This is a genomic window from Aeromonas genomosp. paramedia, from assembly GCF_023093515.1.
Classification (GTDB): Bacteria; Pseudomonadota; Gammaproteobacteria; order Enterobacterales; family Aeromonadaceae; genus Aeromonas.
The window spans coordinates 81,406-105,454 of record NZ_JAAROG010000016.1 but is presented as its reverse complement, the minus strand read 5'-3'; the positions used below and the strand labels follow the sequence as shown (position 1 = coordinate 105,454).

Genomic DNA, 24,049 nt, shown 5'->3' with positions numbered 1-24,049 from the left:
GGTCTTCCAGCTCAAGGCGCGTCTCATGATCACTGTCACTCTGGTATCTCTGCTGCACACCCTAGGTCCCCGCTTTCCTGTTTATGCTCCGTCCTTGTTGCTTCCCTTGCTCGATGAGCATCAGGGGGATCTCTGGCTGCCTTCCATCAAGGGGGCGGATGTTGCCGCCCTGCGTCAGCATGGCAAGGGGGGCGGGGCCCAGACCCTGGCCCCTCTGGCGGCGGGGTGGTGCGATTTCGGGACCGGCGGCGAGGGGGATACTCCCGAGCTGGATGCGCTGGCGAGTTACGACGAAGAGATGCTGGACAACCTGCTGATGTACTGGCACAACCCTGGCAAGATCAACAGCCCGATCACCGATAACCTGTTCGAGCTGCGTCGCGAGGTGGTGGATGAAGCCCATGGCACCGGGCTGGCGACCGCCTGGCAGCAGCAGCAACAGGCGCGCTTCGAGCAGATCATGCAAGGTGTGCAGGCCGGGCGGGATCAGCTCTGTTTCGTCGAGGTGGAGTCCGCCTACTGGCTGCGCCAGCGTTTCTGCGAGACGGCGGAGATCACCCTGGTGACCCCGGCGCTGGGCTGAGATCGCCGAAACAGGGGCGACCGAGCACTCTTGCTGGACAAGGCGCCAGCAAGATGTGAACATGTCGCCCTTTATTGAATGAGAGACTTGACCAATGAGCTATGAACTTAGCGACACCGAGCGCAATGCCGCGCTGCAACTGAACGCCGACTACCGCTTTGATCACTTCATCAGCAAGCTGGTCGAGCACGAAGAGCTGTTTGTTCTGACCGACGAGCACGGCGTCATGATGCTGACCACCGAAGACGAAGACTGCATCCCGGTCTGGCCGCATCCGGAATACGCCAAGGCGTGGGCCGAAGGCGAGTGGGCAGACTGCAAGCCGCAATCCATCACCCTCAAGGTGTGGCTGGATCGCTGGGTCGATGGCATGGAGCAGGACGAACTCTGCGTGGCCGTGTTCCCGACCCCGGAACAGGAAGGCATAGTGCTGGATCCGGCCGACGTGGCCGACGCCATCGCGCAAAAGCAGGCCAAGCGCGGCTAAGTCCCGCCCAGGCGCTGCCGCCACAAAAAAGACCCCGCCACAGTGCGGGGTCTTTTGTTTGCGCCGAGCGAGAGCGTAGAGAGGGCTCAGGGCTGTTGATAGCGGGTGTCGATCAGGGTGACGGGAGGGAAGGTCTTGCCCTGCTTGATGGCGGCTTTCGTCTCCGCTTTCAGCTGCTCGTCAATCCAGAGCAGGCCGCCGAAGCTGTAGCCCGAGTTGGCGCCATCCAGGGGCCAGTAGAGCAGATCGCTCTGGGGGGTTGCCGGAATCTTGGGCAGTTTTACCCAGCGCCAGGCGCCAGCCCGGGTATAGGGGACCTGATAGGCGGGGACGAAGCTGGCCAGCTCATAGAGCCGCTGCTGGATCTGCCGTGAGAGCTCGGCCTTCTTGCCGAAGTCGAAGGCCTTGTCGTATTGCTCCACCAGGGCCGAGATGGCGTCGTCATCGAGGTTCATGATGTTGTTGGTCTGGGGCTTGTTGGCGTTGACCTTGTGGAAGTGCTCCCAGTAGGCGGGATAGCGGCCACTGCTCCAGGCCATCCAGGCGCTCTGGTGCTTCTTCTCCAACATGGATTTGAAGCCGGCTGAGGCATCCATCAGGTTCAGCTCCAGATTGAGACCCGCCTTCTTCGCCTCTTCCCGCAGCAGGGTCAGGCGCTGGGCATGCTCGGCCGTGGTGTAGGTGATGCTGAGGGAGAGGGGCTGGCCCTTGTCGTTTTGCAAGATGCCATCCGGCCCCGTCTTGGTGAAGCCCGCCTTGGCGAAGTAGTCCCGTGCGAGCCTGGGATCGAAGGGGCGTGCCTTGATGTCGGTGTTGGTAAAAGCCCCCTGGCCCGAGCCGTAGCTGTTGAGGCGCTGGTAGTCTCCCCGCAGCAGGGTGGCGATCATCTTGTCGAGGGCGAGGGCATACTGGATGCCGAGCCGCACATTGATATCCTTGAGCAGCGGGTCTGCGGTGTTGAGGTAAAGCCCCATGGGGGACTGCGGGGTCTGGTTGTAGAACCAGAGCCGCTCGATATACCCCTTCTCGAATTCCGCTGTCTTGCTCTTGTCGTGCCACCAGTTGGGCATGACCAGCGGGAAGGTGTCGAGATCGCCGCGCAGGAAGTGCTGCCAGGCGATGTTCTGATCCCTGAGCACCTTGATCTCTATCCGGTCCGGGTTGAAGCGGTGCTGGAAGTAGCGCTCCTCGTCACCCCACCAATCCTTGACCCGGTTGAAGGTGACCGACTTGCCCTTCTTCAGCTCGCCAATCTGGTAGGCGCCGGTGACCGGCAGCACCTTCCAGTTGTACTCCTTGACCCAGTTGGCCGTGAGCTTGATGGCATGGCTCGGCTCCGGGCTGAACGGCAGGGATTCCAGCAAATCCTCCCGGCTCTTCTCGGTGCCGCTGGTGATGGCGAGGGTGTGATCGTCGAACCTGGTGACCTCGCTTATCTGGGTGCTGTAGTAGTTGTTGTACCAGGGATCATTGATCTCCTTGCTGCGCATCATCTTGAGGGTAAAGAGCCAGTCATCGGCGGTGACGGGCTGGCCGTCCGACCAGCGCGCCTTGGGGTTGAGGCGAAAATAGAGGGTCTTGTGGTCGGCGCCGAAGGCCCATGCGCTGGCCAGCATGGGAATGGGATTGCCGGTCACCGGATGGGTGGCGAGCAGGGGCAGATTGGTTTCGCGGACGTAACCGGCGAAGCCGCCGTTGGAGTCGGGCCCGTACTTGCGCAAGGTGAGCGGGAAGCTCGACATGAAGTCACGGAAGGTGCCGCCCCGTTTGGCCTCTGGATCGGCATAGACGGGGTCTGTGTCGTTGCTCTCCCACTTGAGATCCGCCGGCAGGGTGGCGCTCCAGCCGAAGGCGCTCCAGCAGAGGGGGAGCATCATGGCTGCGGCCCGCATGACACGGGGCAAAGCGGGGATGACCGAGGGTGAACTGTGCAGCATGTCCTTGCTCTCCTGATGGTTGGCGTCCTGCCGGGTCAAGCTGTGGGGCCCGTGAGGGCCTGTCTCATCATGGGAAGTTTCCCCATCGAGGTCAATGCTCGGCTTGTGCCTTGAACAGCCTCATTTTTCCGCCCAGCAGATGGACCACGAAGCCGAGCAGCACCAGGCCGGATCCCAGCCACTGCAGGGACGTGGGGTGCTCATCGAGCAGCAGGGCGGCCGCCACCATGCCGACGCAGGGCACCAGCAGGGAGAGTGGCGCCACCTGGGCCACCGGATAGCGCATCAGCAGCCGCCCCCAGAGGCCGTAGCCAAGCCAGGTGGCGACCAGCGAGAGATAGAGCACGCACAAGAGCCCCTGCCAGCTGAAGTTGAGCAGGCTGGTGGCAATGGCATCGGGCCCCTCGAACAACCAGGAGAGCGCGAAGAAGGGCAGTATGGGCACCAGGCCGCCCCAGGCGATAAGGCTTGGCAGAGCTGTCTGGTAACGCAGCCCAATCTGGCGATTGATGACGTTGCCAAGGCCCCAGCAGGCGGCGGCGCACAGGGTCAGCACGAAGCCGAGCAGGGTCAGGTTGCCTTCGCCATGGGTGGCGATGAGATAGAGACCGGCCCCCGCCAGCGGCAGCGCTACCCAGTGGTGAGGCTGCCAGCGCTCCCCCAGCCAGATCATGGCGAACAGCAGGGTGAACACCACCTGGGATTGCAGCACCAGGGAGGCCATGCCCGCTGGCATGCCGAACTTCATGGCGCAGAACAGGAAGGCGAACTGCCCCAGGCTGATGGCGCCGCCATAGGCCAGCAGCCAGCGCCAGGGCATGGCCGGCCTGGGCACCAGCAAGATGGCGGGGAAGACAACGCCGACGAAGCGCAGCGCCCCCAGCAGCAGCGGCGGTATGCCCTCCAGCCCCCATTTGATCGCCACGAAGTTGAGTCCCCAGCAGAGAATGACCAGGGCGGCCAGACACTTGTCCTTGGCTTGCATACAGCGTCCTTGTGTGAGAGGCAGGGCCATCAGATGGCGCCGGAAGGAAACGAGCATACCCTCGACAGGGTGGCTGGCGTCAAGTCGCAAGCGGGGGGAGGGTGGGGCGGGTCCAGGCGGAGAGCCGCAATGACAGGTTCAGGCGGTGACGCAGTGCAGGGTGATCCCCTTGGCCGCGATAGCTGCCCGCATGGGGGCGGGCAGGGCATCGTCGGTGACCAGCACGCCGATCTGGCCCGGGGCACCCAGCTGGCTGGGGTGGATGGCGCCAAACTTGCTGCTGTCGGTAATGACCACATTGGTCACCCCCTTGGCCAGCACGCTGTTGACCACGTCGGCCCGCATCATGTCGCGGCCAGTAAAGCCCACTTCGGGGTGAAAACCGTCGACCCCGATGAAGGCCTTGGAGAAGTGCACCTGCTCGATACACAGGCGCGTCAGCGGCCCCACCACGCTTTCGCTCTGATGCTGGAACAGGCCGCCGAGCAGCACCACCTGGGCCGGGGTGTCCTTGAGCAGATGGGCGATATAGCTGCTGATGGTGATGATGGTGACCCGCTTGTGCAGGGCAAGGTGGCGCGCCAGCATGGCGTTGGCGCTGCCCCCTTCGATAAAGACCGTCTCGCCATCTTCCACCAGCTGGGCGGCCCGCTCGGCGAGGCGCTCCTTGAGCAGGTAGTTGATGTTCATCCGGGCATCCGGATCATCGGTCTCCAGCGCCATGGCCGAGCCGTGCACCCGTCTGAGCAGCCCCTGTTTCTCCAGCGCGGTGAGGTCGTTGCGCACCGTTACCTCTGACACCCCTGTGTGCCGGGACAGCTCGGCCACACTCATCTTGCGGGCCTGATGGACCAGGGTGAGGATCAGTTGATGGCGTGGATTCATGGTGCGCTCGCATGCAAGGTGGTGGATAGCGGCAAGCCACCCGTGGGGTGGCTTGCCAATCATATGACGTCACAGGCGCCATGGGACGCGCCCCGTCAGAGACTGTGCTCGGTGCGGGCGATGATATCATCTTGCGCATCCGGGGATAAGGCGGTGAAGAAGGCCGAATAGCCGGCCACCCGCACCACCAGATCCCGGTACTGATCCGGATTGGCCTTGGCCGCCAGCAGGGTTTCGCGCGAGACGATGTTGTACTGCACGTGCCACCCCTTGTGCACCTCGAAGAAGGTGCGCAGCAGGCTCATCAGCTTGGTTTTGTCCCGCTCGTTCTCAAGGCTGGCCGGACTCAGCTTCTGGTTGAGCAGCACCCCGCCGAGGATGGCCGCCGTGGGCAGCTTGCCGATGGAGTTGAACACCGCCGTCGGGCCGAGACGATCCGACCCCGAGGAGGGGCTGGCCCCTTCCGCCAGCGGCGTGCGGGCGCGGCGACCATCCGGGGTGGCCATGGTGGCGGCACCGAACGGTACGTTGGCGGAGATGGAGGAGGTGCCGGCATAGTAGGTACCGCCGATGGGGCCGCGCCCGAAGCGGGTGTTGTGCAGCCCCTTGAGCTCGTCGATGTAGCTCTGGTAAGCCTGCACCAGCAGCATATCTACCTCGTCCAGATCGTTGCCATATTTGGGGGCGGCGTTGGTGAGGCGCTGACGTAGCTGCTCCCCCGCCAGCCCGGCAAAGTCTTGCTCCAGGGCGGCGGCAAGCTCGTGCTGATCCACCGCACCCTGTTCGAACACCAGTTTCTTCAGGGCAGCCAGACTGTTGCCCAGGTTGGCGATCCCCACCTGCAGACCGGAGACCCAGTCATAGACGGCGCCCCCCTCCTTGATGGTCTTGCCGCGCTCGATGCAGTCATCTACCAAAGTGCTGCAGAGGATGTCGTGGGCCTGCGCCTCCAGCACGCTGTCGACCACGCAGTCGATTTCGATGGATTTGCGGGTGAAGTAGCGCACCTGCTCATCCCAGCGGGCCATCACCTCGTCAAAGTTGCCAAAGCTCCCGTCTCGCAGCGATTGGGGCTGGGGCAGGAACACCTTGCCGGTGGTGGCATCGCGGCCGCCATCGAGGGAGGCCAGCAGGATGCGGGCGAAGTTGATAAAGCTCATGCCGGTGCAGCGGTAGCCCCACTTGCCGGGCACGGCGGTCTCGATGCAACCGATGGCGGCGTAGTGGTGGGCATCCTCCACGCTCACCCCGAGCTTGATGAACTCGGGGATCACCACCTCGTCGTTGTTGAAGGCGGGCATGCCAAAGCCGCAGCGGATCACCTGAATGCAGGCGTCGAGGAAATCCTCGCTCATCCCTGCGTGGTAGCGCACCGAGAGGTTGGGCTGGGTCGAGCGCAGTTGGCCGCAGGACTCCAGAATCGCGTAGGAGAGGCCGTTGACCGCGTCATGGGCCGCACCATCGCGCCAGTTCTGGCCACCGATGGTGACGTTCTGGTAGAGCGGGCTGCCGGCGGAGGCCTTGGAGTGGGTGCCGGAGCGGATCTTGTTCACCTCCAGCAGTTTGAGCCAGCACCCTTGCAGCAGCTCGATGGCGCGCGTCCGAGACAGGGATTCCGACAGCTCCACCTCGCGGCGATACCAGGGATAGAGGTACTGGTCCATCCGGCCAAACGACACCGAGTGGCCGTTGGATTCGATCTGCAGGATGAGCTGGATAAAGTAGCAGAGCTGCAGCGCCTGCCAGAAGGTCTCGGGGGGCTGGTGGGCGATGTGGGCGCAGTTGAGCGCCATGGTCTCAAGCTCGCTTTGGCGCTCCGGGCGCGGCTCCTGCACGGCCATGTCATGGGCAAGGGTGGCGTAGCGCCCGATGTGATCGCTGACCGCCTCCAGGGTGATGGCGACGGCGTGCAGGAACTGCTCGCGCTGCAGATCGGCCCAATCCGCCAGATCCAGCCGACTGCGCCGCTCGGCCACCTTGGCCTTGAAGCCATCGAGCCCCAGCGTGAGCAGCTCCTCGTAGTTGACCGCGAGGTGGGCATCCCCCGAGGTCATGTTGCCCTCGGCCTTGATGATGCCGCTCTCCAGCAGCGCTTTCTGCTCGTCGGTAAAGAGGCCGAAGCAGCGATCCTGCACCGTCTGGCCACGCCAGAAGGGGGTGAGGGCGTGGATGACCGCCTTGTCGGTTTCGCTGACCGCAAAGCCGGCACCGGGTCTGTCTGCCAGCTCGTTTATTTCCTTCTCAATCCAGCTCACCGTGTATTCGGGAAACAGCGGCGCAGCCCGTACCTGACTGGCCTGATTGCCGACGATAAGCTCGTCGTGCTTGATCCAGATGGTGCGTTCCTTGAGGTGATGAGCCAGCGCCAGGGCGCGGCGCACCGGCAGCGGGCGGGCGAGATGAGCCTGATAGGCCTCGGTGTAGTGGCGGGCACGCTCGGTGCAGACCGGCGGCTGAACGATGTGGATCAGGCTCTCTTTGTGGGCGCGGATCCGCGGGCTGAGGGTATTGAGGTCGAGCTGGGTCATGATCTTATCCTCTGGTCACAGGGGTCAGCCCCTGACGTTGGGCGTATGCGTGGGCAAAGCGGAGTAAATCGGGGTCGTCGAGCGGTGTGTCCGGCGCCTGATAGGGCAGATCCAGCAGGGCATATTTGCCCATCCCCAGCGTGTGGTAGGGGAGGAAGTGGATCTCCTGCACTGTGCCGAGGCTGGCGGCGGTGTCGGTGATGGCTTCGATCGATTCGCGGTCGGCATTGAAGCCGGGAATGAGCGGCACCCGGATCTGCACCGGCACGCCGTGCTCGGCGAGGCGTTTGAGGTTCGCGATGGGCAGCTCCACCTTGCCGCGGGTCCAGTGGAAGAAACGTTCTTTATCAACGTGTTTGAGATCCGCCAGCACCAGATCCAGTGAGGGGAGGCTTGGCTCAATCTGGTGCCAGGGCACATGGAGGCAGCTTTCGACCGCTGTGTGCAGCCCTTGTGCCTTGCAGCGGGCCAGCAGGGCGGCGGCAAAGTCGGGCTGCATAAACGGCTCGCCACCGGAGAGGGTGACGCCACCGCCGCTGCGCTCGAAGAAGGGGCGATCCCGCAGTATGGTGTCCATCAGGGTATCCAGGGTTTCATCCCGGCCGCACACTTGCAGCGCTTCGCTCGGGCAGAGACCGCGCAGCCGTTCCATATCGTCGGCCTTGAGGGCTGAACGGGTGAGCTGGATCCCCTCGCTGTCATGCAAGATTGCCGGACAGGTCTGGCTGCAGAGCTGGCATCCCTCAATGCATTGGCGCCGGTCGAGTAATATGTCCGGCTTGGGAGAGCGGCTCTCCGGGTTTTGACACCACAGACAGGCCAGCGAACACCCCTTGAGAAATACCAGGGTGCGAATGCCGGGGCCATCGTGAGTTGAATATCGTTGCAGGTCGAAAATCATACCGCCCCCTTTTGTTTTTTCATTCTATCTGCTTTCATTCGAAGGTTGATTTGATTTCGATCAAGTAATTTGCAGATGTTTTATCGCTAGAATGGCGACATATTGAACATCCCGTTAAGGAGTTAGAGATGGAGCTGTATCTCGATACCGCCGATGTGGCGGCAGTGCGTCGCTGGTCACGGATCCTGCCGTTGGCCGGTGTTACCACCAATCCTTCCATTACTGCCGCCGGGGGATTGCCGCTCTACGAGCTGCTGCCCGCCCTGCGCGACGTGCTGGGACCCAAGGCTCGACTGTTTGCCCAGGTGATGGCCAAAACCGAAACCGAGATGGTGCGCGAGGCATTTGCCCTGCGTGAGCTGGACCCGGATCTAGTGATCAAGATCCCGGTATGCGCAGAGGGGCTGGCAGCCATCAAGAGCCTGACCGCCAACGGCGTGCCGACCCTGGGCACTGCTGTCTATACCCCGCTGCAAGGCTGGCTGGCGGCGGTGGCGGGGGCGGAATATGTCGCTCCCTACGTGAACCGGTTGGATGCCCAGGGGGGTGATGGCATTGCCACCGTGCAGGAGCTGCAACAGCTGCTTGAGCTGCACGCACCGAACAGCAAGGTGCTGGCGGCGTCATTCCGCACTCCCCGTCAGGCCCTTGACTGCCTGCTGGCCGGTTGCCAATCCATCACCCTGCCGCTCGATGTGGCTGAGCAGCTGCTGAACGTGCCTGCGGTGGATGCGGCGCTGGTGAAGTTTGATCAGGATTGGCAGCGCGCCTTCGGTCGCTGATTGCCTGACTGCAGTGATAGAGGGGGGAGGGTGAAGAGGCGCGGGTGATGGGGATTGACCGACTAGACTTGGAAGAGGTGGCCACCTTCGCTGGCCGCCTTGCTGTCTACCGGAGGTATCCCATGAGCGACCATACCCTGCTGCCCCATGGTGAGGATCTGCGCCGCGCCGTACGCTGGCTCAGCGAACACCATGAACACGACATCCGGGCCATCGAAGAGGCCTGCGTTCGCTTCGATCTCTCCCCGCTGGATGAGGAGTTCCTCCTCCGCTATTGCCGCGAGCAGGCACCGGAGTCCCAGGTTCGCTAGACGAAGTTGGCCAGGTTGATGCCAAACTCCTTGGGATCGACCGTGCTCTCTATGCTCTCCTGCCCCCCATTTCTGGCGAGATCCAGCCACTGCACCTCGAGGTAGTGGCGTTGGGTGGCGTGATAGATCACCTTGACCAGCGGCTTGAGCGGCTGCTGTTCGTTGCGCTGCATCACGACCGCCAGCCGCTGGTTGGATAGCTGCACCAGGGTGCCCACCGGATAGACCCCCATGCACTTGATGAACTTGGTGACCAGCTCGGCATCAAAGTGCTGGTTGATGCCTTTGAGCAGGATGCGAAACGCCTGGGTCGGCTGCATCCCCTGCTTGTAGACCCTGTCTGCCGTCACCGCATCGTAGACATCGACGATGCCGCTCATGCGGGTATAGAGGGAGAGCTGATCCCCCTTGAGCCGCTGCGGATAGCCGGTGCCATCGAGGCGCTCGTGGTGGTTGGCGGCCACCTCCAGCATGGTGGGGGTGATGCCAGCGGTATTGCTGAGGATGTCGTAGCTGTGCACCACGTGCTGGCGCATCACGCCAAACTCCTCGTCGGTCAGCTTGCCCGGCTTGTTGAGCACCTCGTCCGGGGTCATGATCTTGCCCACGTCGTGGAGCAGGCCGCCCAGGGTCAGCTCCTTGAGCACGCTGCGCTCAAGCCCGAGATAACGGCCGAAGTTGGCGAGCAGTATGGCCACGTTCATGGAGTGTTCCATCAGGTAGGCATCCTTGGCCCGGATCCGCGCCAGACAGAGCATGGCGTCGCCATGGGTGAACATGGTGTCCACCATCTCCTCGGCGACCGCCGCCAGCGGGGTGATGTCGATGGGTTCCCCGGCCTTGAGGTGGCGAATGAACTTGCCCTGCAGCTCGCGCGCCTCCTGATAGAGACGGCGGATCTTGAGCTCGCGCCCTTCGCCACTGCCTGCGGGACGCGCCGAGCCGGCGCTTTGGGCCGGGCTCGGGGAGACGACCTGCTCGATCCCGGGCAGTTTGCTGCGGGCGAGATCCACCCGCACCGTCAGCACGCCGCGCCGGATCAGCGCATCCACCTGCTGACGGTTGGTCACCAGCCCCGTCTGGGCGATTTCCATGGCGCCGGTCTGGCTGGCGATGGCTAACACGTACATGCCAGGTTGCAACTGGTTGACGGGGATGACGGGATGAGGCTGAGTCGGCTTCATGGTGGCTTCCTGGGATTATTATTATGCGTGTTGTCGGCGCTCTGTCGGCAGTCTATCACTGGCACATCATGGCGTCAGGCGCCATCTGCCTAACTTCTCCCTTAGTGCTGGCGTTGTGGGGGCCGGCCTATATAATGACGCCCCTTGATAACGTTGGATTCCGAGGTTTTGTGCATGAGGCTCGATAAATTTCTTTGCGATTGCTCCGATTTGACCCGTTCCCAGGCGGGCAAGCTGATCCGTCAGGGGGAGGTGATGGTGGACGGTATCCTGGTCAAGCAGCCCGCCTTCCACATCAATGAGCAGAGCCTGATCGAGTTTGATGGCGTGACCTTGACCCTGAATCAGCAGAATCGCTACTTCATGCTGCACAAGCCGGAAGGCTACGTCTGCTCCAACGAGGATCCCGATCACGCCACCGTGTTCCACCTGCTGGATGAGCCCGCCATGGGCAAGCTGCACGTGGTGGGCCGGCTCGATCTCGACACTACAGGCCTGGTGCTGATCACCGACGATGGCAAGTGGTCCCACCGCATCACCTCGCCGCGCCACGAGTGTGCCAAGACCTATCATGTCTGGCTGGCCGACCCCGTGAGCGAGGATGCCATCTCGCTGTTTGAAGATGGTGTCTACCTGCGCAACGAGACCGACAAGACCCGTCCCGCCCAGCTGGAGATCCTGGGGGAGTGCGAGGCCAGACTGACCATTCACGAGGGCAAGTACCACCAGGTGAAACGGATGTTTGCCGCCATCGGCAACAAGGTGATTGGGCTGCATCGGGAGCGGATCGGGGCGCTCGGCCTGGACGACGAGCTGGCACCGGGGGAATACCGGGAGCTGACTGCCGAGGAAGTTGCCCAGTTTTAATCACGCCATCCGACGGCGAAGGTTCGCAATGAGGTTACCGCGTCCGATTACGCCGCGACGCGACTAATCGAACCGGCAGAACTAATTGAATTTTGTAGGTTCGAATAGCGAAGCATATTCGGATGAGCTCGATGATTGGGCGCAGGTTGGCACTGAGCGAAGCCCAGCATCAACCCCCGACTGACCCCGCTCCCAGTACCAGGGCCGTGCCCAGGGTGGCCAGCAGGGCGCCGGCCCAGGCGGGCAGGGCAGGGCGTACCCCCGAGTGCCACCACAGCAGGGGCAGCAGTATGACCGGGGTGGTGGAGGAGAGGATGGCCACCATGCCCACGTCCCCCTGGCGCAGGGCCACAAGGATGAGCGTCATCCCCAGGGCCATCGCCAGGAAGCCGTTGATGCCTATCATGCCAAGCACCTGGCGATTGATGGGGTTGTGCGGCATGGCCAGGGGCACCCTCAGCACCCGCAGGGCACAGTGCGCCAGCAGGGCGCTCCCCATGCGGATGCCGGAGGCGCTCACCGCGTCCACGTTGCCAGCCATCATCACCGGCTTGGCGATGATGGCTCCCAGGCTCTGACACAGGGCCGCGGTCAGGCCGAGCGCGATGCCGACGGTGAGGTGGCCGCGCACCTGTTCCCATTCGTTGTGCTGTTGCGCCTGCTGCGGGTTGCCACGGCGGCCGAACAGGATGGCGAGCATGACCCCGGCCAGCACCAGCAAGGCCCCCACCAGACGCCAGCCACCGAGTTGTTCGCCAAACAGCCAGAGTCCGAGCAGGGCGGAGAAGAGTGCGTGGCAGGAGAACAGCAAGCCGCTGCGCCTGGGCCCCAACCGGTTCATGCAGGCAAATAGCGCGGTGTCACCGACGAAGATGCCGATGAGCCCCGACAACGCCAGCAGTGGCAGGGCGCTCTGGGTGAGGGTCTGCCAGCCCCCCGTGACCAGGCTGGCGCTGGCCAGCATCAGGCTGACCAGAAACATCCGCCAGCGGCTGTAGGCAAAGGCCCCCAGATGGCGTGCCGGTTTGACGGAAATCAGGGCTGCGACGGCCCATAAACTGGCGGCAGCCAGCGCCAGCCACTCATACCCCATAAAGACCCCTGAAACGGTAGAAATCAGCCGGGCTGATGCCTGCATCGAGCGCCATGGCGGCCTGACTGACCTTCATGCGAGGCGAGTCGAGGGGGCCGTCAGGCGGTCTTGCGCACTCGTGGCTGACAGTTGGGAAAAATCCCCTGAAAAAAATAGCCCGAAAGACTCCATCTGCCGGGCAAGCCCGATACAATACGGGGCGTCTTCGGGGATAACAAGCGCGGCATCATGCATTCGTTTTAAGGCGCGCCGCCGGCCTTCCCCCTTCTTGAAATAAAGTGAATTGAACGAGGTTGATGTCATGCTTTACCGTTTCGCCGCCCGGCCAGCCCGTCGCTGGCTCTCTCCCATGCTGCTCGGACTGATGCTGGCGCCGCCGTTGCAGGCGACCACAGTGGTGCAGCAGCCTGCGCTCTCTGACAGACAGACCCTGGTCAAGGGCAACGGCGCCGAACCCGAGTCCCTCGACCCTGCCCAGATCCGCTCCGGTTTCCCGGGGGAGGTGGTGCTGGTGGACTTGTTCGAGGGGCTGGTCAGCGAGGATGGGCAGGGCAGGATAGTGCCGGCCCAGGCCCAGCGCTGGGAGACGCGCGAGGATGGCCTGGTGTGGCGCTTCTTCCTGCGTCCGCAGCTCAAGTGGTCCAACGGCGAGCCACTCACCGCCCAGGATTTCGTCTACGCCTGGCGGCGTCTGCTGAGCCCGGCGCAGGCCTCGCCCTCCGCCGGTCTCTTGCTGGCGACCGGCATCAACAACGCCCAGTCCATCTATGCCGGTGCCCTCGATCTCGATGCCCTGGGGGTGGAGGCCGAGAGCGATCAGATCCTCAAGGTGACCCTGGAGCGGCCCGTGCCCTACTTCCTGCAGCTCATCAGCCAGCGCCCCTTCGTGCCGGTCAACGAGCGGGCCATCACCCTGTTTGGCAAGCAGTGGACCCAGCCTGGCAAGCTGGTCAGCAACGGCCCCTACCGGCTGGTGAACTGGGTGCCGAACGAGCGCATCGAAGCCGAGCGCAACCCCCAGTACTGGGATGATGCCCACACCCGGATCCAGCGGGTAACTTATCTGCCCCTGGCTTCCCAGCACGCGGAGCGGCTGCGCTACGAGGCGGGGGAGATCCAGCTCACCAACAAGGTGGCGCTGGAGTACTACCAGAAGACCATGGAAGAGACCCCGGAGCGGATCTGGGGCCTGCCGCTGCTGGGGACCTACCTCTATACCTTCAACCTGCGCCGCCCAGAGCTGCAGGATGTGCGGGTGCGTCAGGCGCTCTCCATGGCCATGGATCGCCGCCTGCTGACAGAGAAGGTGAGCGGTCAGGGGGAGCGGCCGGCCTGGTCCCTGCTGCCCGGCATGCCGGATTACGAAGAGCTGGGTTCGGCGCTGGCCCTGGAGGACATGCCGACCCGTCTGGCCAGGGCCGCCGCCCTGCTGACGGAGGCGGGCTACAACAGTGCCCACCCCCTCAAGCTGACGCTGACCTACAACACCTCGGAGAACCACAAGAAGCTGGCCCTGGCGGTCGCGGCCATGTGGAAGCCGCTGGGGGTGGAGGTCACCCTCAACAACATGGAGTGGAATGCCTATCAGGTGGCCAAGGACAGCGGCGACTTCATGCTGGCCCGCTCCTTCTTGTTTGGTGACTATGTCGAGCCCTCGTCCATGCTGGGCAGTTTCCGCTGTCAGGATCCCCAGAACGAGAGCGGCTACTGCAACCCGGCCTTCGACGGCCTGTTGCAACAGGCCGCTGACTCTCTGGATGGCGCCGCCCGAACCGGGCTCTACCGCAAGGCCGAGCAACTGCTGATGGAGGAGATGCCCGTCATCCCCGTCTATCACTACAACCAGATGAGGCTGGTGGACCCCGCCCTGCGCGGCCTGCCGAGCAGCAACCTGAAGGGGGCCATCGCCACCAAGGATCTCTACTTCAGCCAGCCATGAGGAGTGCGCGATGAAGATAGCCATCATTTCCGATCTGCACGGCAGCCTGCCTGCCCTGGAGCAGGTGCTGGCGCAGCTTGCCCCCTGGCAGCCGGATCACTATCTGTTGCTGGGGGATCTGCTCAACCACGGCCCGCGCAATCCGGTGCCGGCGGGGTATGAGCCTGCCGCCGTGGCGGCGCGGCTCAACCAGCTGGCCCCCCGGATCATGGCGGTGCGGGGCAACTGCGATTCCGAGGTGGATCAGATGCTGCTGCACTTCCCCATCACGGCCCCCTACAACCAGTTGCTGGTGGACGGTCGGCGCTGGTTCGTCAGCCATGGTCATCTCTATGAGCCCGAGGCGGTGCCCTTGCCGGCGGGCAGCCTCTTCATCAGCGGCCATACCCACCTGCCCGTATTGCGACGAGAAGTGCGGCAAGAAGGGGAACTGGTGCTGGTGAACCCGGGATCCATCTGTTTTCCGAGGGGAGAATGGGCGGCCAGCTATGGCCGGTATGAGGATGGCGTCATGAGCATTCATGCCTGCCGCGACGGGGCAAGGCTGATGGAACTGGTGCTCTGACTGCCGGGCATCAAGAGAAGGAAGGAGAGAGGATTAGGCCTTGATACCCAGGGAGCGGGTGCCGGAGCGGGTATTGCCCTTGGCGTCATAGGTCAGGGAGTTGCTGTCTCGCAACTTGCTGAGAAAGCTCGCCAGGCGGCGATTGGAGATGATGCTGAGCTCGAGCAGCCGACCGTTTAGGTTGTTCTGCTCCTGACAGGCTTCCAGCTTGGCTTGCAGGGCCTGCACCTGGGTCGGGAAGGCGCCGAGTTGTTGCTGCAGATCGGGCAGCTCGGCCAATGTCTTGTCCAGGGTCTCGATGGCCTCAAGCAGTTGCTGCTTGCGCTCGGCCAGCGCCGGCAAGGCCAGGGCCCGGTGTGCCTTGAGCAGGTCAAACTCCTCTGCCAGCAAACCTTGCATCTGGGAGAGGTTGTGGTCCTGGGCGTGCAGCAGCGAAGGCAGTTCCATCATCCCAGCCGTTTGTCCAGATCCGCTTCGAAGCTGAACATCTTCCTGGCCACGGCTTCGCTGTTGACCTTGTATTCCCCACTGGCCACGGCCTTCTTCAGGCTTTCGACGCGGCTCTCGTTACCGGTGGAGGCGGTGTTGAGGGTCTTCTGCATCTGTTGCAATTGCTGCGCCTCACTGGTCAAGGAGACAGAGTCGGTCTTGACGGTCGCCGCACGATTGCTCTCGGCAGAGGCCGCGGACTTGGTGGCTACACCTTGACTGGTCCCACTGTTTTGCAACCGGCTGTTTGCCAAGTTGTTGATATTGTTGATAGCCATACGGTTTACCTTCGTCTGCTTTGCTGTTCGCTTACCTGTTTATCGGTGACGGCGGTCAGAACTTTAGAAAAAAATTGCTGCATTAATAAAACAGTCAGAATGTGACCACCACAGAGCCGACGGCACTCACCTGGCCCTGCACCGCTCTGCCGGAACGAATGTTGACGAGCCTGATCATGTCTCCGAAGCTGCCATCTTGCAAGGCTCGGGCCATGGTTTTGATCTGCATGCTGCTGTTTTCCGCACTCAGGGTGACCTGGTCCCCCTTGCAGACCACGCAGACCTGAGTCAGCCTGATTGGCTGGCCCGGCTTGAGTTCACGCTTGCTGCGCACCCCGATGAGGGCGGCGGGGTCGGTGAGATAGTCACCGCGGATCAGGGTCTGATCCTGGTAGGCCAGGGTCAGCATGGACTCGCTCAGTATGTCCCCCTTGGCCACGGGAGCCGCGACGGTCACATAGGGTTTCTGGATGCTGACCCGCACCGGGAGATAGAGATCCCAGGGTTTGTCTCCCTCGCACTTGAGGTAGACGGTGGTGTTGCGGCGTATCTCCATCTTGGCCGGGAGGGAGATAGTCAGCCCCTCTTCGCAGTGGTTCAGGGGGAGGCGCTCATCTATGGTACCGGCGGTCACCTCGGCCTGGGCATCGAGGGGGACATCCAGCTGGTCGAGGACGAATGTCTGTGCCTGCTCCTGCAGATAGTCGGTCACCTCGGATGCCATGGCGTGAGAGAGGCTGCAAAACGGCAGTAAGATGAGGAAAAGTCTATTAATCATTTTTGCTTACCGGTCGATAAGTTGTTCACGTACACCATCGCAGTTAACTATGCTTGCTGCAGATTTCGGTTGTCGAGACATCGATAGTCTGATGCAAGCCAATGTGCATGCACACACAACATGCACGATCAGTGCCAAGCGTTTTTTAGGGAGTGTTTATGGCGAGTATTCTGGACTCGGTCAACCAACGGACCCAGCTGGTGGGACAAAACCGGTTGGAGCTGCTGCTGTTTCGTCTCAACGGACGTCAAAGATTTGGCATCAACGTATTCAAGGTACGTGAGGTGCTGCAGTGCCCTCCCTTGACTGTCATGCCCAAGCTCAACTCCTGCATTCGCGGTGTGGCGCACATTCGCGGCCAGACCATCTCGGTGATCGATCTCAGCATGGCGATGGGCAAGCGCCCCATCCAGGACATCTCCAAGTGCTTCATCATCATCTCCGAGTACAACAGATCCGTTCAGGGGTTCCTGGTCCATTCGGTCGAGCGCATCATCAACATGAACTGGGAGTCCATCCTGCCGCCCCCCAAGGGCGCCGGTCGCATCAACTACATGACGGCGGTGACCGAGGTGGATGGCGAGCTGGTGGAGATCCTGGACGTGGAGCGCATTCTCAACGAGATCTCGCCGGTCTCCACCGAGGTGAGTGCCGAGCTGGTGGAAGCCAGCGTGGAGCGCAACCCCCACGGCCGTCCCGTGCTGGTCGCCGACGACTCTTCGGTGGCGCGCAAGCAGGTACAGCGGGCGCTGGAGGCCATCGGGGTGCAGTGCGTGCTGGCCAAGGATGGACGGGAGGCCCTCAACATGCTGCTGGAGATGGCCAAGCAGGGCCCCATCCTCGATCAGATTGCCCTGGTCATCTCCGACATCGAGATGCCGGAGATGGATGGCTACACCTTCACCGCCGAGATCCGCAACAATCCCAACCTCAAGGATTTGCATGTTATCCTGCACACATCCCTCAGTGGGGTGTTCAATCAGGCCATGGTGCAGAAAGTTGGTGCGAACAACTTCATAGCCAAATTCCAGCCTGATGAGTTGGCCAAGGCCGTACAAGGCGCCCTCTAATAAAGAAGAACAACTGCATGAAGACACTTTCGGACGACTTATACAGGCAATTCAGCAATTTTCTGGCGCAGCAGAGCGGCATAGTGCTGGGTGACAACAAACAGTATCTGGTCAAGAGCCGTCTGTCGCCCTTGATGACTCAGTTTGGTATCGAGAGTCTGTCTGAACTGGTGACCCGGGCGATGAACGTGCGCGAGCGGGAGCTCAAGATGGCCGTGGTCGATGCCATGACCACCAATGAAACCCTGTGGTTTCGCGATACCTACCCGTTCCAGCTGCTGAGCGACAAGATCTTCCCCGAGCTCGGCAAGAGTGGTCGTCCCATCAAGATCTGGTCTGCGGCCTCCTCCTCCGGGCAGGAGCCTTACTCCATCGCCATGACGGCGCTGGAGCAGCAGGTCAAACGCCCCGGCACCTTGCCGGGCGGGGTGCAGATAGTGGGGACCGACATCTCCAGCACCATGCTCAACCAGTGCAAGGAGGGGGTCTATGATAGCCTGGCACTGGCTCGCGGCCTGTCACCCGAGCGCAAGCGGCTGTTCTTTGAGCCCTGCGGCGACAACAAGATGCGGGTATCGGAGCGTGTCAGAAAATTGACCAGCTTCCGGCCCCTGAACCTGCTGGAGAGCTACAGCCTGCTCGGCAAGTTTGACATCATCTTCTGTCGCAACGTGCTCATCTACTTCGCGCCAGAGGTGAAGTCCAAGATCCTCAACCAGTTTGCCAGCAGCCTCAATCCTGGCGGCTATCTGATGCTGGGGGCCTCGGAGTCCCTGGCGGGCCTCACCGACAAGTTCGAGATGATCCGCTGCAACCCCGGCATCGTCTACAAGGTCAAATAACTCCCCCCTCGTCCCTCTTTGGCACACCTCTTGCTAAACATTCGTGAAGCAGGAGGTGCGCTATGGCAATTTCATTCGACAAGGCATTCGGTGTTCACCAGTACACGCTGAGCATTCGCGCCAAGCGTGCGGAGGTGCTATCGAGCAACATCGCCAACGCGGATACGCCGGGCTTCAAGGCCCGTGACATCAACTTCTCCCAGGCGTTGCAGGATGCCCAGAGCCAGCAAGGGTTCGGGCTGTCCACCACCAGCGAGAAGCATTTCGCCTTGCAGATGGATGCCCCCGGGTCGACCCAGTATCGCAACCCCCTGCAACCGGATACAGGTGACGGCAATACGGTGGATGTGCAGCAGGAGCGCAGCGAGTTCCTGCGCAACAGCCTCGAGTACCAGGCCACCCTCGAATTCATGAATGGCAAGATAAGCGGCCTGCTCAAGGCGTTGAAAGGAGATCAGTAATGAGTTTGTTCAAGGTCTTTGACATTGCAGGCTCTGCCATGAGCGCGCAGTCCGTCCGCCTCAATACGGTGGCCAGCAACATGGCCAACGCCGACAGCGTCAGCTCCAGCGTGGAAAAAACTTACCATGCCAGGCGGCCAGTCTTTGCCGCCCAGCTGGATCAGGCCATGTCGGACAAGCAGGCCTCGGTGGGGGTGGATGTGAAGGGCATAGTCGAGAGCGATGCGCCGCTGCTCAAGGAGTACAACCCCAACCACCCCATGGCGGACAAGGATGGCTTCATCTTCAAGCCCAACGTCAACATGGTGGAGGAGATGGCGGACATGATAGCGGCATCGCGCAGTTACCAGACCAACGTCCAGGTGGCGGATGCGGCGAAGAAGATGCTGCAGCAGACGCTCGGCCTCGGCAAGTCCTGATAGAGGTGAACCCGGATGACAGTGATCAGTGACGGCCTGCATGGCCGCGACCATGGGTTCGACCCGTACGGCGCCCGGCAAACCCGGACAGAGGGGGAATCCTAAGTGGCAGATACCTATGACAGCCTGCTGGGGGTCAACCGGACGTCGTCCGCCCAGACCAATACCACCAACACCACGACCCAGAAGAAGGAGCTGGACCAGGAGTCCTTCCTGAAGCTGCTGACCATGCAGCTCTCCTACCAGGATCCGTTCAAGCCGGTGGACAACGCCCAGATGCTCTCCCAGATGACCTCGATGTCGACGTCCCAGGGGATCAGCAGCCTCTCCACCCAGATGGAGAGCCTCAACAGCCTGATGACCTCCAGCCAGGCGCTGCAGGCCTCGGCCCTGGTGGGCCAGAACGTGCTCATTCCCTCCAACACCGGTTATCTGGAGAAGGGGAGCACCCTCTCCGGCGTCATCGCCACCGGGGACGGTGGCAGCAACGTCAAGGTGACGGTGAAGGACGAAAGCGGTCAGGTGATCAAGGAGTTCTCCATCGAAGGGGACCAGAAGGGGAACGTGGCCTTCGAGTGGGATGGCCTAGACAAGTCGGGCAATGCCGCCAAGAGCGGGAAGTATTCGATAGAGGCGCACGCCACTGTCAATGGCAAGTCCGAGAGCGTACCGGCCCTGACCTATGCCAAGGTGGAGAGCGTCACCTTGGGCACCAGCACCAACCCCAGCACCCTCAAACTCAAGGGACTGGGTGGCATCTATCTGACCGATGTATTGGAAATTGGCGGGACGACCGGCAAGTCGACGCCGACACCGACCCCTAACGCAGTGATCTAAGGAGAAAGACATGTCATTCAACAATGCCCTCAGCGGCATCAATGCGGCTCAAAAAGACCTGAACGTCACCGCGAACAACATTGCCAACGTCAATACCACCGGCTTCAAGGAGTCCCGCGCCGAGTTCGCCGACGTCTACGCCAACTCCATCTTCGTCAACGCCAAGACCCAGGTCGGCAACGGGGTGGCGACGGGGGCGGTGGCGCAGCAGTTCCACCAGGGGGCGCTGCAGTTCACCAACAACGCGCTGGATCTCGCCATCCAGGGCAATGGTTTCTTCGTGACTTCCGATGGCCTGACCAACCTGGATCGCAGCTACACCCGTTCCGGCGCCTTCAAGCTCAACGAAAGCAGCTACATGGTCAGCAACTCCGGCGGTTACCTGCAGGGGTACGAGATCAACTCTGACGGCACCCCCAAGGCGGTCAGCATCAATGCGACCAAGCCCATCCAGATCCCGGACAAGGCCGGTGAGCCGGTGCAGACCACGACGGTCGAGGCCGGTTTCAACCTGCCTTCCAGCACTAAGACGCTGATGGATGTGAATGCCTCCAAATTCGATCCCAAGGATTCGAGCACCTACGCCTCCTCGACTTCAGTGGTGGTCTATGACTCCCTGGGTGAACCGCACACCATCACCCAATACTTCACCAAAGAAGCGGATCCCGCCGATCCGACCAAGGCGGCAGTGCCGACCGCCTGGCGCATGTACATGTATGAGGGGGACAAGCCCATCGACGTGGCGGGTGGCGTGGACACCACCATGGCCACCGGCGTCAGCCAGGCGCCCAAGAGTGCGCGTATGACCTTCGATGCCTCCGGCAAGATGGTGACGCCGACCGATCCTGCGGTGATCAAGACGGTATCATTAGGTTCACCTGCTGGAGGCACACCGGGCACAGGGGAGCCAGGTGCCGGTATCATAAGCAACGGCGCCGATGGGACTCAGCAGTTTGAATTGAAGCTCGGCACCGTGACCCAGTACGCCTCGCCGTTCGAAGTCAGTAAATTGACCCAGGATGGCTCCACCGTCGGCCGGCTGACCAAGGTGGAGATTGGGGCGGACGGCATAGTCTCCGCCACTTACAGTAACGCCACCACCGTCAAGGTGGCCATGGTGGCCATGGCCAAGTTCGCCAACTCCCAGGGGCTGACCCAGGTGGGGGACACCTCCTGGCGCCAGTCCCTGCTCTCCGGTGATGCCCTGCCGGGCACCCCGAACTCCGGCACCTTCGGTTCCATCAAGTCGTCGGCGCTGGAGCAGTCCAACGTGGATCTGACCACAGAGCTGGTGGACCTCATCACCGCCCAGCGCAACTTCCAGGCGAACTCCCGCTCCCTGGAAGTGAACAGCTCGCTGCAGCAGAACATACTGCAGATCCGCTAAGGTTGTTCGCGGTACAAGGGGCGCACATGCGCCCCTTGTCGTTTCCGATGCGGCGCTTTTCCCTCCACTGTTTCACCCTTCCCATATCTCTTGGCACTCAATTTGCAGTTGTCCTGCGAGAGTCATCTGTTTGACGGAGGATCCCATGGATCACCTGCTTTATATCGCCATGTCCGGGGCCAAGGAGAACATGAACAGCCTGGCTGTGCGTGGCAACAACCTGGCCAACGCCAACACCATCGGCTTCAAGTCTGACTTCGAGCAGGCGCGCAGCATGCAGGCGTTTGGCGAAGGGCTGCCGTCCCGGGTGTTCGCCATGACGGAGCGGCCGGGTCAGAACCTGCAGCACGGCCTGCTGCAGACCACGGGGCGGGATCTTGACGTCGCCGTCGACGGCCCGGGCTGGATTGCGGTGCAGGATCCCAATGGGGCAGAGGCCTATACCCGCATGGGCAACCTGCAGCTCAATGCCACCGGCAATCTGCAGACCTCCACCGGGCTCAACGTGGTGGATGACGCAGGCCAGCCCATAGTGCTGCCCCTGCCTATGGAGAAGATAGAGATCAACCGGGATGGCACCATCAGCGGCCGTCCCGAGGGGGCCGCCGCCAACCTGCCGGAGGATTTCCAGCGCATCAAGCTGGTCAACCCTCCCAGCGATGCGGTGGAGAAGGGGCAGGATGGCCTGTTTCGCCGCAAGGATGGCCAGCAGGAAGCCGCCTCTGCCGAGGTCGGCCTGCTGGCTGGCTCCCTCGAGGGGAGCAACGTCAACGTGGTCGACGAGATGACCAACCTTATTCGTTTGCAGCGTCAGTTCGAAACTCAGGTCAAGATCATGAAGACCGCCGAGGAGAATGACGAGGCCCAAACCCAGCTGCTGCGTATCAGCTAATCAAGGAGCATTAAATGAATCCTGCACTCTGGATCAGCAAGACCGGCCTCGATGCCCAGCAGACCAACATTTCGGTCACCTCGAACAACCTGGCGAACGCCAGCACCGTAGGCTACAAGAAGGCCCGCGCCATCTTCGAGGATCTGCTCTATCAGAACATCAACCAGCCAGGTGGCCGCTCCTCGGCGGATACCGAGCTGCCCTCCGGCCTGATGCTGGGGGCGGGGGCCAAGGTGGTCGCCACCCAGAAAAACCACAGCCAGGGCAATGTCCAGACCACGGACAACTCCCTGGACTTGATGATAAGCGGCCGCGGCTACTTCGAGATCCAGCTGCCGGACGGCAGCGCGGCCTACACCCGCAACGGCCAGTTCACCCTCAATGACGAGGGCACCATAGTCACCCCGGGCAACGGCTACCCGCTGCAGCCGGAGATCCAGATCCCCGAGAACGCCCAGAGCGTGACCGTGGGGGAGGATGGCCAGGTCTCCGTCCAGCTCAAGGGGGATGGCCAGTCCCAGGTGGTGGGCCAGATCAACACCACCGACTTCGTCAACCCGACCGGCCTGCAACCCATGGGGGAGAACTTGTTCCTCGAGACCCAGTCGAGCGGCGCCCCCATCCAGGGGACGGCAGGTGCGGACGGACTGGGGGTGATCAAGCAGGGCATGCTGGAGACCTCCAACGTCAACGTGACCGAGGAGCTGGTGAACCTGATCCAGGCCCAGCGGGTCTACGAGATGAACTCCAAGGTCATCTCGGCAGTAGACTCCATGATGTCCTTCCTGACCCAGCGGACCTGATGAAAGGAGAGCCATGATGAAAGCCCTATGGATGCTGGGCCTGCTGACACTGGCAGGCTGTACCAGCACCCCCAATACCGCCAGACCCGACGACCCCGAATTTGCCCCCGTGTATGGCGAGTCGGAGCCGGTGTCGGTACGTCCGACCGGGGCCATCTTCCAGCCCGAGCAGGTCAACGGCATCTACTCGGACATCAAGGCCCATCGAGTGGGTGACATCATCACCATAGAGCTGGCGGAGTCGACCTCGGCGTCGAAGAAGGCCAATACCCAGAGCGGCAAGGACAACAAGATGGAGCTGGAGCCCGTCACCCTGGGCGGGGTGCCGGTGACGGCGAGCCCCTATGACTTGTCAGCCTCCATCGGCCAGAGCAGTGCGTTCAAGGGCCAGGCCAAGGCGGATCAGAGCAACAGCCTGCAGGGCAACATCTCGGTCAGCGTGGTCAAGGTATTGCCGAACGGCAACCTGCTGGTGCGCGGCGAGAAGTGGATCATGCTCAACAACGGCAACGAATACATTCGCATCACCGGCCTGGTGCGCCCGGAGGACGTGAGTTCGGAGAACAGCGTCTCGTCCCAGCGGGTCGCCAATGCGCGCATCCATTACGGCGGCACCGGCGATCTGGCCAACACCCAGGAACAGGGGTGGCTGACCAGCTTCTTCAACGGCCCCTGGTGGCCCATTTAATACTCGGGCCTCGGGTCGTCAGTGGCGACCCGGGGCCGGAATGGTTTAGTCAGGAGAT

The 24,049-nt window shown here is 62.2% G+C and carries 26 protein-coding genes; 16 read left to right on the top strand and 10 right to left on the bottom strand.

The window, feature by feature from the left end; translation table 11 throughout:
• Window positions 1–25: 25 nt before the first annotated feature.
• On the top strand, window positions 26–583 hold the full coding sequence (locus HB860_RS10465; protein ID WP_247626587.1) for a hypothetical protein: 558 nt from the start codon (window positions 26–28) through the stop codon (window positions 581–583).
• Between the two features lie 94 nt (window positions 584–677).
• Complete coding sequence (locus HB860_RS10460; protein WP_005331447.1) at window positions 678–1,070, top strand: DUF2750 domain-containing protein; 393 nt, start codon at window positions 678–680, stop codon at window positions 1,068–1,070.
• 86 nt (window positions 1,071–1,156) lie between these two features.
• Here HB860_RS10460 and HB860_RS10455 read toward each other — a convergent pair whose 3' ends face one another.
• The 5 genes from HB860_RS10455 to HB860_RS10435 all read right to left on the bottom strand — a co-directional run bounded on the left by HB860_RS10455 (window position 1,157) and on the right by HB860_RS10435 (window position 8,306).
• Window positions 1,157–2,962 (bottom strand): extracellular solute-binding protein, encoded by a 1,806-nt coding sequence (locus tag HB860_RS10455; RefSeq protein WP_432612676.1) that lies wholly within the window; start codon window positions 2,960–2,962, stop codon window positions 1,157–1,159.
• Window positions 2,963–3,098: 136 nt separating this feature from the next.
• Window positions 3,099–3,992, bottom strand: a complete 894-nt coding sequence (locus HB860_RS10450; RefSeq protein ID WP_247626585.1) for an EamA family transporter — start codon at window positions 3,990–3,992, stop codon at window positions 3,099–3,101.
• A gap of 138 nt (window positions 3,993–4,130) precedes the next feature.
• The gene (locus HB860_RS10445; protein ID WP_247626584.1) at window positions 4,131–4,877 is read right to left on the bottom strand and encodes a DNA-binding transcriptional regulator YciT; all 747 of its coding nucleotides are present in this window, start codon (window positions 4,875–4,877) and stop codon (window positions 4,131–4,133) included.
• Window positions 4,878–4,972: 95 nt separating this feature from the next.
• Window positions 4,973–7,405, bottom strand: a complete 2,433-nt coding sequence (locus HB860_RS10440) for a formate C-acetyltransferase/glycerol dehydratase family glycyl radical enzyme (RefSeq protein ID WP_247626583.1) — start codon at window positions 7,403–7,405, stop codon at window positions 4,973–4,975.
• Window positions 7,406–7,409: 4 nt separating this feature from the next.
• The gene (locus tag HB860_RS10435) at window positions 7,410–8,306 is read right to left on the bottom strand and encodes a glycyl-radical enzyme activating protein (RefSeq protein ID WP_247626582.1); all 897 of its coding nucleotides are present in this window, start codon (window positions 8,304–8,306) and stop codon (window positions 7,410–7,412) included.
• Between the two features lie 128 nt (window positions 8,307–8,434).
• On the opposite strand from HB860_RS10435, the gene fsa reads away from it, so the two are divergent.
• On the top strand, window positions 8,435–9,088 hold the full coding sequence (gene fsa, locus HB860_RS10430; RefSeq protein ID WP_139434853.1) for a fructose-6-phosphate aldolase: 654 nt from the start codon (window positions 8,435–8,437) through the stop codon (window positions 9,086–9,088).
• A gap of 122 nt (window positions 9,089–9,210) precedes the next feature.
• A complete protein-coding gene (locus tag HB860_RS10425) occupies window positions 9,211–9,399 on the top strand; it encodes a hypothetical protein (RefSeq protein ID WP_139434855.1) in 189 nt (62 codons plus the stop codon).
• Here HB860_RS10425 and HB860_RS10420 read toward each other — a convergent pair.
• Entirely contained in the window at window positions 9,396–10,583 is a 1,188-nt protein-coding gene (locus HB860_RS10420; protein ID WP_247626581.1) for an HD-GYP domain-containing protein, read from the bottom strand. The genes HB860_RS10425 and HB860_RS10420 overlap by 4 nt on opposite strands.
• Window positions 10,584–10,757: 174 nt before the next feature.
• Between HB860_RS10420 and rsuA the strand changes: the two genes are divergently transcribed.
• A complete protein-coding gene (gene rsuA / locus HB860_RS10415) occupies window positions 10,758–11,450 on the top strand; it encodes a 16S rRNA pseudouridine(516) synthase RsuA (RefSeq protein WP_106886353.1) in 693 nt (230 codons plus the stop codon).
• 169 nt (window positions 11,451–11,619) lie between these two features.
• Here the strand turns inward: rsuA and HB860_RS10410 are convergent, their stop codons facing one another.
• Window positions 11,620–12,543: a DMT family transporter gene (locus HB860_RS10410; RefSeq protein WP_247626580.1), complete on the bottom strand. Its 924-nt coding sequence runs from the start codon at window positions 12,541–12,543 to the stop codon at window positions 11,620–11,622.
• Between the two features lie 301 nt (window positions 12,544–12,844).
• On the opposite strand from HB860_RS10410, the gene HB860_RS10405 reads away from it, so the two are divergent.
• A complete protein-coding gene (locus tag HB860_RS10405) occupies window positions 12,845–14,482 on the top strand; it encodes a peptide ABC transporter substrate-binding protein (RefSeq protein ID WP_247626579.1) in 1,638 nt (545 codons plus the stop codon).
• A gap of 10 nt (window positions 14,483–14,492) precedes the next feature.
• A complete protein-coding gene (gene yfcE, locus HB860_RS10400) occupies window positions 14,493–15,047 on the top strand; it encodes a phosphodiesterase (RefSeq protein ID WP_247626578.1) in 555 nt (184 codons plus the stop codon).
• Between the two features lie 33 nt (window positions 15,048–15,080).
• Here yfcE and HB860_RS10395 read toward each other — a convergent pair whose 3' ends face one another.
• The 3 genes from HB860_RS10395 to flgA all read right to left on the bottom strand — a co-directional run bounded on the left by HB860_RS10395 (window position 15,081) and on the right by flgA (window position 16,514).
• Entirely contained in the window at window positions 15,081–15,497 is a 417-nt protein-coding gene (locus tag HB860_RS10395) for a flagella synthesis protein FlgN (protein WP_247626577.1), read from the bottom strand.
• Window positions 15,494–15,814: a flagellar biosynthesis anti-sigma factor FlgM gene (gene flgM / locus HB860_RS10390; protein ID WP_247626576.1), complete on the bottom strand. Its 321-nt coding sequence runs from the start codon at window positions 15,812–15,814 to the stop codon at window positions 15,494–15,496. The genes HB860_RS10395 and flgM overlap by 4 nt, the downstream gene beginning before the upstream one ends.
• 94 nt (window positions 15,815–15,908) lie before the next feature.
• A complete protein-coding gene (flgA, locus tag HB860_RS10385; protein WP_310650727.1) occupies window positions 15,909–16,514 on the bottom strand; it encodes a flagellar basal body P-ring formation chaperone FlgA in 606 nt (201 codons plus the stop codon).
• A gap of 236 nt (window positions 16,515–16,750) precedes the next feature.
• On the opposite strand from flgA, the gene HB860_RS10380 reads away from it, so the two are divergent.
• The 9 genes from HB860_RS10380 to flgH all read left to right on the top strand — a co-directional run bounded on the left by HB860_RS10380 (window position 16,751) and on the right by flgH (window position 23,991).
• Window positions 16,751–17,662, top strand: coding sequence for a chemotaxis protein CheV (locus HB860_RS10380; RefSeq protein ID WP_025327540.1), 912 nt, complete (start codon window positions 16,751–16,753; stop codon window positions 17,660–17,662).
• A 17-nt stretch (window positions 17,663–17,679) separates the two neighbouring features.
• Entirely contained in the window at window positions 17,680–18,504 is an 825-nt protein-coding gene (locus HB860_RS10375; protein WP_005329773.1) for a CheR family methyltransferase, read from the top strand.
• 62 nt (window positions 18,505–18,566) lie between these two features.
• Complete coding sequence (flgB, locus tag HB860_RS10370) at window positions 18,567–18,965, top strand: flagellar basal body rod protein FlgB (protein WP_247626575.1); 399 nt, start codon at window positions 18,567–18,569, stop codon at window positions 18,963–18,965.
• Window positions 18,965–19,384 (top strand): flagellar basal body rod protein FlgC, encoded by a 420-nt coding sequence (gene flgC / locus HB860_RS10365; RefSeq protein WP_005329775.1) that lies wholly within the window; start codon window positions 18,965–18,967, stop codon window positions 19,382–19,384. Before flgB ends, flgC begins: the two co-directional genes overlap by 1 nt.
• A 105-nt stretch (window positions 19,385–19,489) precedes the next feature.
• Window positions 19,490–20,221, top strand: coding sequence for a flagellar hook assembly protein FlgD (locus HB860_RS10360; RefSeq protein ID WP_247626574.1), 732 nt, complete (start codon window positions 19,490–19,492; stop codon window positions 20,219–20,221).
• A gap of 10 nt (window positions 20,222–20,231) precedes the next feature.
• The gene (gene flgE, locus HB860_RS10355; protein WP_247626573.1) at window positions 20,232–21,608 is read left to right on the top strand and encodes a flagellar hook protein FlgE; all 1,377 of its coding nucleotides are present in this window, start codon (window positions 20,232–20,234) and stop codon (window positions 21,606–21,608) included.
• Window positions 21,609–21,753: 145 nt separating this feature from the next.
• Window positions 21,754–22,500 carry a flagellar basal-body rod protein FlgF gene (gene flgF / locus HB860_RS10350; RefSeq protein ID WP_247626572.1) on the top strand — a complete coding sequence of 249 codons (747 nt, stop codon included), beginning with the start codon at window positions 21,754–21,756 and terminating at the stop codon, window positions 22,498–22,500.
• Window positions 22,501–22,514: 14 nt separating this feature from the next.
• A complete protein-coding gene (gene flgG / locus HB860_RS10345) occupies window positions 22,515–23,303 on the top strand; it encodes a flagellar basal-body rod protein FlgG (RefSeq protein WP_010675290.1) in 789 nt (262 codons plus the stop codon).
• 16 nt (window positions 23,304–23,319) lie between these two features.
• Window positions 23,320–23,991 (top strand): flagellar basal body L-ring protein FlgH, encoded by a 672-nt coding sequence (gene flgH / locus HB860_RS10340; RefSeq protein WP_139434917.1) that lies wholly within the window; start codon window positions 23,320–23,322, stop codon window positions 23,989–23,991.
• The last annotated feature ends 58 nt before the right edge of the window (window positions 23,992–24,049 follow it).